Origin of the sequence: Pseudomonas sp. (assembly GCF_030150285.1) — a bacterium.
Classification (GTDB): Bacteria; Pseudomonadota; Gammaproteobacteria; order Pseudomonadales; family Pseudomonadaceae; genus Aquipseudomonas.
On the sequence record NZ_JASLGE010000100.1, the window covers coordinates 1 to 9,361 of the forward strand.

The window sequence follows — 9,361 nt, forward strand, 5'->3', positions numbered from 1 at the left end:
CCCGTACCGAACAGGGTCGTATCTACCAGCGTCCTTTCGGCGGTCAGTCCAAGGACTTCGGCAAGGGCGGCCAGGCTGCGCGTACTTGCGCTGCAGCCGACCGTACCGGTCACGCACTGTTGCACACCCTGTACCAGGCCAACCTCAAGGCCGGCACTGTATTCCTGAACGAATACTACGGTGTCGATCTGGTTAAGAACGAGGCTGGCGATTTCGTCGGCATGATCGTTATCTGCATCGAAACCGGTGAAACCTCTTACGTTCGCGCTAACGCGACCGTACTGGCGACTGGCGGTGCAGGCCGTATCTACTCGTCCACCACCAACGCCCTGATCAACACCGGCGACGGTATTGGCATGGCGCTGCGTGCTGGCGTGCCGGTACAGGACATCGAAATGTGGCAGTTCCACCCGACCGGTATTGCCGGCGCCGGTGTACTGGTTACCGAAGGTTGCCGTGGTGAAGGTGGGTACCTGATCAACAAGCACGGCGAGCGTTTCATGGAGCGTTACGCTCCGAACGCCAAAGACCTTGCTGGTCGTGACGTAGTTGCACGCTCGATGGTTAAAGAAATCATCGCGGGCAACGGTTGCGGTCCAGATGGCGACCACGTAATGCTGAAACTTGACCACCTCGGTGAGGAAGTTCTGCACAGCCGTCTGCCAGGCATTTGCGAACTGTCCAAGACCTTCGCACACGTTGACCCGGTACTGGCTCCCGTTCCAGTAGTTCCAACTTGCCACTATATGATGGGCGGCGTTGCCACCAACATTCATGGCCAGGCGATCACTCAAGACGCCGACGGCAACGACCAGATCATCCCTGGCCTGTTCGCAGTGGGTGAAGTGGCGTGCGTATCGGTGCACGGTGCCAACCGTCTGGGCGGCAACTCGCTGCTCGACCTGGTGGTATTCGGTCGTGCTGCCGGCCTGTTCCTTGAGCAGACCCTCAAAGAAGGCGTTGATTACGCCCGTCCACGCCAGTCCGACATCGACGCTGCCCTGGCACGTCTGGACGGCCTGAACTCACGCACTGATGGCGAAGACGTGGCAACCCTGCGTAAAGAGCTGCAAAGCTGCATGCAGAACTACTTCGGTGTATTCCGTACCGGCGAATACATGCAGAAGGGTATTGCCCAGTTGGCTGACCTGCGCAAGCGCATCGCCAACGTGAAAATCAACGATAAGAGCCAGGCGTTCAACACGGCCCGTATCGAAGCCCTTGAGCTGCAAAACCTGCTCGAAGTGGCTGAAGCGACTGCAATCGCTGCTGAAGTCCGTAAAGAATCGCGTGGTGCTCACGCCCGCGAAGACTTCGAAGATCGTGACGACGTTAACTGGCTGTGCCACACCCTGTACTTCCCGGGTGACAAGCGCGTAGCCAAGCGTGCGGTGAACTTCTCGCCGAAAACCGTTCCGACCTTCGAACCTATGGTTCGGACTTACTAAGGGTGGCCGATATGTTGAAAGTCAGTGTTTATCGCTACAACCCTGATCAGGACGCAGCACCGTTCATGCAGGAATTCCAGGTCAATACCCACGGTAAAGACCTGATGGTGCTGGACGTACTGGCCCTGATCAAAGAGCAGGACGAAGGTTTCTCCTATCGTCGCTCTTGCCGTGAGGGCGTTTGCGGCTCCGACGGTATGAACATCAACGGCAAAAACGGCCTGGCGTGCGTTACGCCGCTGTCTGCTGTCGTCAAAGGTAACAAGCTGATTGTTCGTCCTCTGCCAGGTTTGCCGGTTATTCGTGACCTGGTCGTCGATATGAGCATCTTCTACAAGCAATACGAGAAAGTGAAGCCGTTCCTGCAGAACGATACTCCGGCTCCGGCCATTGAACGTCTGCAATCGCCAGAAGAGCGTGAAAAGCTCGACGGTCTGTACGAGTGCATCCTGTGTGCTTGCTGCTCGACGTCGTGCCCATCCTTCTGGTGGAACCCGGACAAGTTCCTGGGCCCTGCTGCACTGCTGCAAGCCTACCGTTTCCTGGCTGACAGCCGTGACACCAAGACCAATGAGCGTCTGGCTTCGCTGGATGACCCGTTCAGCGTATTCCGCTGCCGCGGGATCATGAACTGCGTCAACGTGTGTCCGAAGGGCCTGAACCCGACTAAGGCCATCGGTCACGTGCGTAGCATGCTGCTGCAAAGTGGCGTTTGATACAAAGTTGTACGTAATACCGCTGTAACCGTAGATGCTACGGCGCAGGCTTCAACCGGCGCCGTAGCTATAACCTGAGCAACAGCTCAAAAAGCTGCGGCTCTTATTTTGAAGAAATGAGACCAGCAGGGGCATCCGGGCTGGTACCCGGACTATCAGCGTGATCCAAGTGGCTTGTTTTAGTCGCTGTATTCGGACTTTTTCAAGCATGCTCTGGTGTTCTCGTCGATGGTGTCCCCTAACCGAGGGTGACCAAGCATGCAAGAAAGCGTGATGCAGCGCATGTGGAACAGCGGCTATCTTTCAGGTGGTAACGCTGCCTATGTGGAAGAGCTCTACGAGCTCTACCTGCACGACCCTAACGCTGTGCCAGAAGAATGGCGCACCAAATTTCAGACGTTGCCTACTGACGGCAACTCTGCCAACGATGTTTCGCACTCCACAATCCGCGACCATTTCGTGCTGCTGGCAAAGAACCAGCGCCGCGCTCAACCGGTATCTGCCGGGAGCGTGAGCAGCGAGCACGAGAAAAAGCAGGTTGAAGTGCTGCGATTGATCCAGGCCTATCGGATGCGCGGCCACCAGGCAGCCCAGCTTGATCCGCTGGGGCTGTGGCAGCGTCCTGCACCTGCAGACCTGTCGATCAATCATTACGGCTTGACCAATGCCGATCTTGATACGACCTTCCGTGCCGGCGACCTGTCCATCGGCAAAGAGGAAGCGAGCCTACGCGAAATTCTCGAAGCGTTGCAGCAGACATATTGCCGCACCATTGGCGCCGAGTTCACGCACATCGTCGATTCCGAGCAGCGCCACTGGTTTCAGCAGCGTCTCGAAAGCGTGCGCGGCCGTCCGACTTACTCGGCTGATGTCAAAAGCCACCTGCTTGAGCGCGTAACAGCAGCTGAAGGTCTGGAAAAATACCTGGGCACCAAATACCCGGGTACCAAACGCTTCGGCCTGGAAGGCGGCGAAAGCCTGATTCCTTTGCTGGACGAGTTGATTCAGCGTTCGGGCAATTACGGCACCAAGGAAATCGTTATCGGCATGGCTCACCGCGGCCGTCTGAACGTATTGGTGAACACCTTCGGTAAAAACCCGCGCGAGTTGTTCGACGAGTTCGAAGGCAAGAAAAAAATCGAGTTGGGTTCCGGTGACGTCAAGTATCACCAGGGCTTCTCCTCCAACGTCATGACCTCCGGTGGCGAAGTCCACTTGGCAATGGCGTTTAACCCCTCCCACCTGGAAATCGTTTCTCCGGTGGTTGAAGGGTCTGTGCGTGCACGTCAGGATCGTCGTAATGACACGACTGGCGAAAAAGTACTGCCAATTTCCATCCACGGTGATGCTGCATTCGCAGGTCAGGGCGTGGTGATGGAAACCTTCCAGATGTCGCAAACACGCGGCTTCAAGACGGGCGGTACGGTTCACTTGGTGATCAACAACCAGGTTGGCTTCACCATCAGCAACCCGGAAGACTCCCGTTCTACCGAGTACTGCACTGACGTCGCGAAAATGATTCAGGCACCGATCCTCCATGTGAATGGCGATGATCCGGAAGCCGTGCTGTTTGTGACCCAGTTGGCTATCGACTATCGCATGCAGTTCAAACGTGACGTGGTGATCGACCTGTTCTGCTACCGCCGTCGCGGTCACAACGAGGCCGATGAGCCAAACGGTACTCAGCCGTTGATGTACCAGCAAATCGCTAAGCAGCGCACTACCCGTGAGCTGTATGCGGAACGTCTGACCCAAGAAAGCGTGGTGGATGCAGAACGCGTTCAGGCCAAGATCGACGAATACCGCAACGCGCTGGACAACGGTCTGCATGTTGTGAAAAGTCTGGTCAAGGAACCGAACAAAGAGCTGTTTGTTGACTGGCGTCCGTACCTGGGCCACGCCTGGACAGCGCGTCACGACACGCGTTTCGATCTGAAAACCCTGCAAGAACTGTCGGCCAAGCTGCTGGAAATTCCAGAAGGCTTCGTGGTTCAGCGTCAGGTTGCGAAGATCTACGAAGACCGTCAAAAAATGCAAGCCGGCGGCCTGCCGATCAACTGGGGTTATGCCGAAACCATGGCATACGCGACCCTGGCGTTCGAAGGTCACCCGATTCGCATGACCGGTCAGGACATTGGCCGTGGCACGTTCTCGCACCGTCATGCTGTGTTGCACAACCAGAAAGATGCTGGCACCTACATTCCTCTGAAGCACCTGTACGAAGGTCAGCCACGCTTTGACCTGTACGATTCGCTGCTGTCTGAAGAAGCGGTTCTGGCATTCGAATACGGTTACTCGACCACTACGCCTAACGCGCTGGTGATCTGGGAAGCCCAGTTTGGCGACTTCGCCAACGGCGCTCAGGTTGTGATTGACCAGTTCATCACCAGCGGTGAGCACAAGTGGGGCCGTCTGTGCGGTCTGACCATGTTGCTGCCACACGGTTATGAAGGTCAGGGCCCGGAGCACTCGTCGGCACGTCTTGAGCGCTATCTGCAACTGTGCGCAGAGCACAACATCCAAGTGTGCATGCCAACCACGCCAGCGCAGATCTACCATCTGTTGCGCCGTCAGGTGATCCGTCCGTTGCGCAAGCCGCTGGTGGTACTGACACCGAAGTCGTTGCTGCGTCACAAATTGGCAATCTCGACCCTGGAAGATCTGGCAGAAGGTTCGTTCCAGACCGTTATCCCAGAGATCGATGCACAAGATCCGGCGAAAGTCGATCGCATCGTCCTGTGTAGCGGCAAGGTCTACTATGACCTGTTGGAAAAACGCCGTGCTGAAGGTCGTGATGACATCGCTATCGTGCGTCTTGAGCAACTGTACCCATTCCCTGAGGACGACTTGATTGAAGTCCTGGCTCCGTACAAAAACGTCAAACATATTGTTTGGTGTCAGGAAGAGCCGATGAACCAGGGTGCTTGGTACTGCAGCCAACACCACATGCGCCGCATCATCAGCGGTCACGATAAGTCTCTCGTACTCGAGTACGCGGGCCGTGACGCTTCTGCTGCACCTGCTTGTGGTTACGCATCGATGCACGCTGAGCAACAGGCCAAACTGTTGCAAGACGCGTTTACTGTTTAACGCCTTCGCGCACTGAAACCGAATTTAAGGAACCACGAACATGGCTATCGAGATTAAAGCCCCTACTTTCCCGGAATCGGTTGCCGATGGCACCGTTGCCACCTGGCACAAGCAACCGGGCGACGCTGTCAAGCGTGACGACCTGATTGTTGACATCGAAACCGACAAGGTAGTGCTGGAAGTACTGGCCACTGCTGACGGCGTGCTGGGCGCAATCGTCAAGAACGAAGGCGACACCGTTCTGTCCGACGAAGTACTGGGCTCTATCGTTGAAGGCGGCGCTGCCGCTGCTCCGGCTGCTGCCGCTCCAGCCGCTCAGGCTGTTGCTCCTGCTGCTGATGGCGAAGACGATCCGGTTGCTGCTCCGGCTGCTCGCAAAATCGCTGAAGAAAACGGCATCAACATCGCTTCCGTTGCCGGTACTGGCAAAGGCGGTCGTGTGACCAAAGAAGACGTTGTTGCCGCTGTTGCTGCCAAAAAGGCTGCTCCTGCTGCTGCGCCTGCCAAGGCTGCTGCTCCAGCCGCTGCTGCTCCGGTTTTCGCTGCTGGCGACCGTGTAGAAAAACGCGTTCCGATGACCCGCGTTCGCGCTACCGTGGCCAAGCGTCTGGTAGAAGCTCAGTCGAACATGGCGATGCTGACCACGTTCAACGAAGTCGACATGACCGAAATCATGGCACTGCGTTCGAAGTACAAGGACCTGTTCGAGAAGTCCCACAACGGCGTACGCTTGGGCTTCATGTCGTTCTTCGTGAAAGCGGCTACCGAAGCGCTGAAACGCTTCCCGGCGGTTAACGCTTCGATCGACGGTTCGGACATCGTTTACCATGGCTACGCTGACATCGGTGTTGCCGTCTCCAGCGACCGTGGCCTGGTCGTTCCAGTACTGCGTAACGCTGAACTGATGAGCCTGGCTGAAATCGAAGGCGGCATCGCTGCTTACGGCAAGAAAGCCCGTGATGGCAAATTGTCTATCGACGAAATGACCGGTGGTACTTTCACCATCACCAACGGTGGTACTTTCGGTTCGATGATGTCGACTCCGATCGTCAACCCGCCGCAAGCCGCAATCCTGGGCATGCACAACATCCTTCAGCGTCCAATGGCAGTCAACGGTCAGGTTGTAATCCGTCCGATGATGTACCTGGCTCTGTCCTACGATCACCGTTTGATCGACGGCAAAGAAGCTGTAAGTTTCCTGGTAGCAATCAAAAATCTGCTGGAAGACCCGGCTCGCTTGCTTCTGGATATCTGATTGAAGCAGCTGCAAGTTGCGAGCTACAAGCTGTAAGAAAAAGCAGCTTGGCTTGCAGCTTGTGGCTAAAAGCTTGTCGCAAATAGAGGATCTATTTTCATGACACAGAAATTTGACGTCGTAGTGATTGGTGCGGGCCCTGGCGGCTACGTTGCCGCCATCAAGGCCGCGCAACTGGGTCTTTCGACTGCATGCATCGAAAAATACACCGACAAAGAAGGCAAGCTGGCCTTGGGCGGTACTTGCCTGAACGTTGGTTGCATTCCCTCCAAGGCGCTGCTGGACAGCTCCTGGAAGTATCACGAAGCCAAGGACGCATTTGCTATCCACGGTATCACCACGGGTGAAGTGAACATGGACGTGCCAGCAATGGTTGGCCGTAAAGCCAACATTGTTAAAGGCCTGACCTCCGGCGTTGCGACCCTGTTCAAAGCTAACGGTGTGACCTCGATTCAGGGCCACGGCAAACTGCTGGCCGGCAAACGCATTGAAATCACCAAGCCAGACGGTTCGGTTGAAGTCATTGAAGCCGAAAACGTGATCCTGGCTCCAGGTTCGCGACCAATCGACATTCCACCCGCTCCAGTCGATCAAAACGTGATCGTTGATTCGACCGGCGCTCTGGAATTCCAAACCGTACCTAAGCGTCTGGGCGTCATCGGCGCTGGCGTGATCGGTCTGGAACTGGGTTCGGTATGGTCCCGTCTGGGTGCTGAAGTGACCGTGCTGGAAGCTCTGGACACGTTCCTGTTGGCTGCCGACACCGCTGTTTCGAAAGAAGCGTTGAAAACCCTGACCAAACAAGGTCTGGACATCAAACTGGGTGCACGCGTTACCGGTTCCAAGGTCAACGGCGAAGAAGTCGTTGTGACCTACACCGATAAAGACGGCGAGCAAACCATCACGTTTGACAAGCTGATCGTAGCGGTTGGCCGCCGTCCAGTGACCACCGACCTGTTGGCCGCTGACAGCGGCGTGACCCTCGACGAGCGCGGCTACGTGCACGTTGATGATCACTGCGCGACCACCGTTCCAGGCGTCTACGCCATCGGTGACGTGGTTCGCGGCATGATGCTGGCTCACAAGGCTTCCGAAGAAGGCATCATGGTTGTTGAACGCATCAAAGGTCACAAGACCGAGATGAACTACGACCTGATTCCATCGGTTATTTACACTCACCCTGAGATCGCGTGGGTGGGTAAAACCGAACAGGCCTTGAAAGCTGAAGGCGTTGAAGTTAACGTCGGCACCTTTCCGTTCGCCGCGAGTGGCCGTGCCATGGCAGCAAACGATACCGGTGGCTTTGTAAAAGTCATTGCTGATGCCAAAACTGACCGCGTACTGGGCGTCCACGTGATTGGCCCGAGCGCTGCAGAGCTTGTTCAGCAGGGCGCAATCGGTATGGAATTCGGCACCAGTGCCGAGGACCTGGGCATGATGGTTTTCTCCCATCCAACCCTGTCCGAAGCGTTGCACGAAGCAGCGCTGGCTGTGAATGGCGGTGCCATCCACATTGCCAACCGTAAGAAACGTTAAGACCAGACAATAAGAAACCACGGCGGTTTGCCCGTCGTGAGCCTTGCACGCAAGCCTCACCGCGGAACTTCCGCCGGACGCAGTCTTGTCTTGTTTTATCCAGCCCCGGACTTTGTTCACGCAATGGCCGGGTTTGTTAAAGCAGCACAAGCAGCAGTCACAGGTGGTGCGGCACTAATAAAAGTGCAGCGCCGAATGCGCAGTACCTAACGAAGACGGTAAAAAGCATGAATCTTCACGAGTATCAGGGTAAGCAGCTGTTCGCTGAGTACGGCCTGCCAGTATCCAAGGGTTACGCAGTAGACACCCCGGAAGCGGCCGCAGAAGCGTGCGACAAAATCGGCGGAACCGAGTGGGTTGTAAAAGCCCAGGTTCACGCAGGTGGTCGCGGTAAAGCGGGCGGCGTAAAGCTGGTTCGCAGCAAAGAAGACGCTAAAGCATTCGCACAACAGTGGTTGGGCAAGCGTCTGGTGACCTACCAGACTGATGCCAATGGTCAGCCGGTCACCAAGATCCTGGTTGAATCGTGCACTGATATCGCTAAAGAGCTGTACCTGGGCGCTGTCGTTGACCGTTCGAGCCGTCGTATCGTGTTCATGGCTTCCACCGAAGGTGGCGTGGACATCGAGAAGATCGCACACGACACGCCAGAAAAAATTCTGAAAGCCACTATCGATCCACTGGTTGGCGCTCAGCCATTCCAGGGTCGCGAGTTGGCATTCCAGCTGGGTCTGGAAGGCAAGCAAGTTGCTCAGTTCGCCAAGATCTTCGTAGGTCTGGCCAAACTGTTCCAGGACCACGATCTGGCCCTGCTGGAAGTGAACCCGCTGGTTATCAAGACTGACGGCGACCTGCACTGCCTCGATGCAAAAATCAACATCGACGCAAACGCGATGTACCGTCAGCCCAAGCTGAAAACTTTCCACGATCCGTCGCAAGACGATCCGCGCGAAGCGCACGCTGCCCAGTTCGAACTGAACTACGTGGCGCTGGAAGGCAACATCGGTTGCATGGTCAACGGTGCTGGCCTGGCCATGGGTACCATGGACATCGTCAACCTGCATGGCGGCAAGCCAGCCAACTTCCTTGACGTTGGTGGCGGTGCAACCAAAGAACGCGTAACTGAAGCGTTCAAAATCATCCTGTCCGACAGCAATGTCGCTGCAGTGTTGGTTAACATCTTCGGCGGCATCGTTCGTTGCGACATGATTGCCGAAGGCATCATCGGTGCAGTGAAAGAAGTCGGCGTGAAAATCCCGGTGGTTGTGCGCCTTGAAGGCAACAACGCTGAACTGGGCGCTAAAGTACTGGCAGAA

General features: G+C 56.2%; 6 protein-coding genes. All 6 read left to right on the plus strand.

Going from position 1 to position 9,361, the window contains the following annotated elements:
* Positions 1-1,448, plus strand: a 1,448-nt coding sequence (sdhA, locus tag Q1W15_RS23470; RefSeq protein ID WP_300733444.1) for a succinate dehydrogenase flavoprotein subunit, incomplete at its 5' end; no start/stop codon positions are given.
* A gap of 11 nt (positions 1,449-1,459) precedes the next feature.
* Positions 1,460-2,164, plus strand: coding sequence for a succinate dehydrogenase iron-sulfur subunit (locus tag Q1W15_RS23475; protein ID WP_300733447.1), 705 nt, complete (start codon positions 1,460-1,462; stop codon positions 2,162-2,164).
* A 258-nt stretch (positions 2,165-2,422) separates the two neighbouring features.
* The gene (locus tag Q1W15_RS23480; protein ID WP_300733450.1) at positions 2,423-5,254 is read left to right on the plus strand and encodes a 2-oxoglutarate dehydrogenase E1 component; all 2,832 of its coding nucleotides are present in this window, start codon (positions 2,423-2,425) and stop codon (positions 5,252-5,254) included.
* A 40-nt stretch (positions 5,255-5,294) separates the two neighbouring features.
* Entirely contained in the window at positions 5,295-6,509 is a 1,215-nt protein-coding gene (gene odhB, locus Q1W15_RS23485) for a 2-oxoglutarate dehydrogenase complex dihydrolipoyllysine-residue succinyltransferase (RefSeq protein WP_300733454.1), read from the plus strand.
* Between the two features lie 99 nt (positions 6,510-6,608).
* Positions 6,609-8,045 carry a dihydrolipoyl dehydrogenase gene (gene lpdA / locus Q1W15_RS23490; RefSeq protein ID WP_300733457.1) on the plus strand — a complete coding sequence of 479 codons (1,437 nt, stop codon included), beginning with the start codon at positions 6,609-6,611 and terminating at the stop codon, positions 8,043-8,045.
* A 227-nt stretch (positions 8,046-8,272) separates the two neighbouring features.
* Positions 8,273-9,361: ADP-forming succinate--CoA ligase subunit beta (gene sucC / locus Q1W15_RS23495; protein WP_300733460.1), on the plus strand; the 1,089-nt coding region annotated here is incomplete at its 3' end.

Coding starts and splice junctions, on each gene's coding strand:
- Q1W15_RS23475 (WP_300733447.1), top strand. CDS start 1,460: ATGTTGAAAGTCAGTGTTTATCGCTACAACCCTGATCAGGACGCAGCA.
- odhB (WP_300733454.1), top strand. CDS start 5,295: ATGGCTATCGAGATTAAAGCCCCTACTTTCCCGGAATCGGTTGCCGAT.
- Q1W15_RS23480 (WP_300733450.1), top strand. CDS start 2,423: ATGCAAGAAAGCGTGATGCAGCGCATGTGGAACAGCGGCTATCTTTCA.
- lpdA (WP_300733457.1), top strand. CDS start 6,609: ATGACACAGAAATTTGACGTCGTAGTGATTGGTGCGGGCCCTGGCGGC.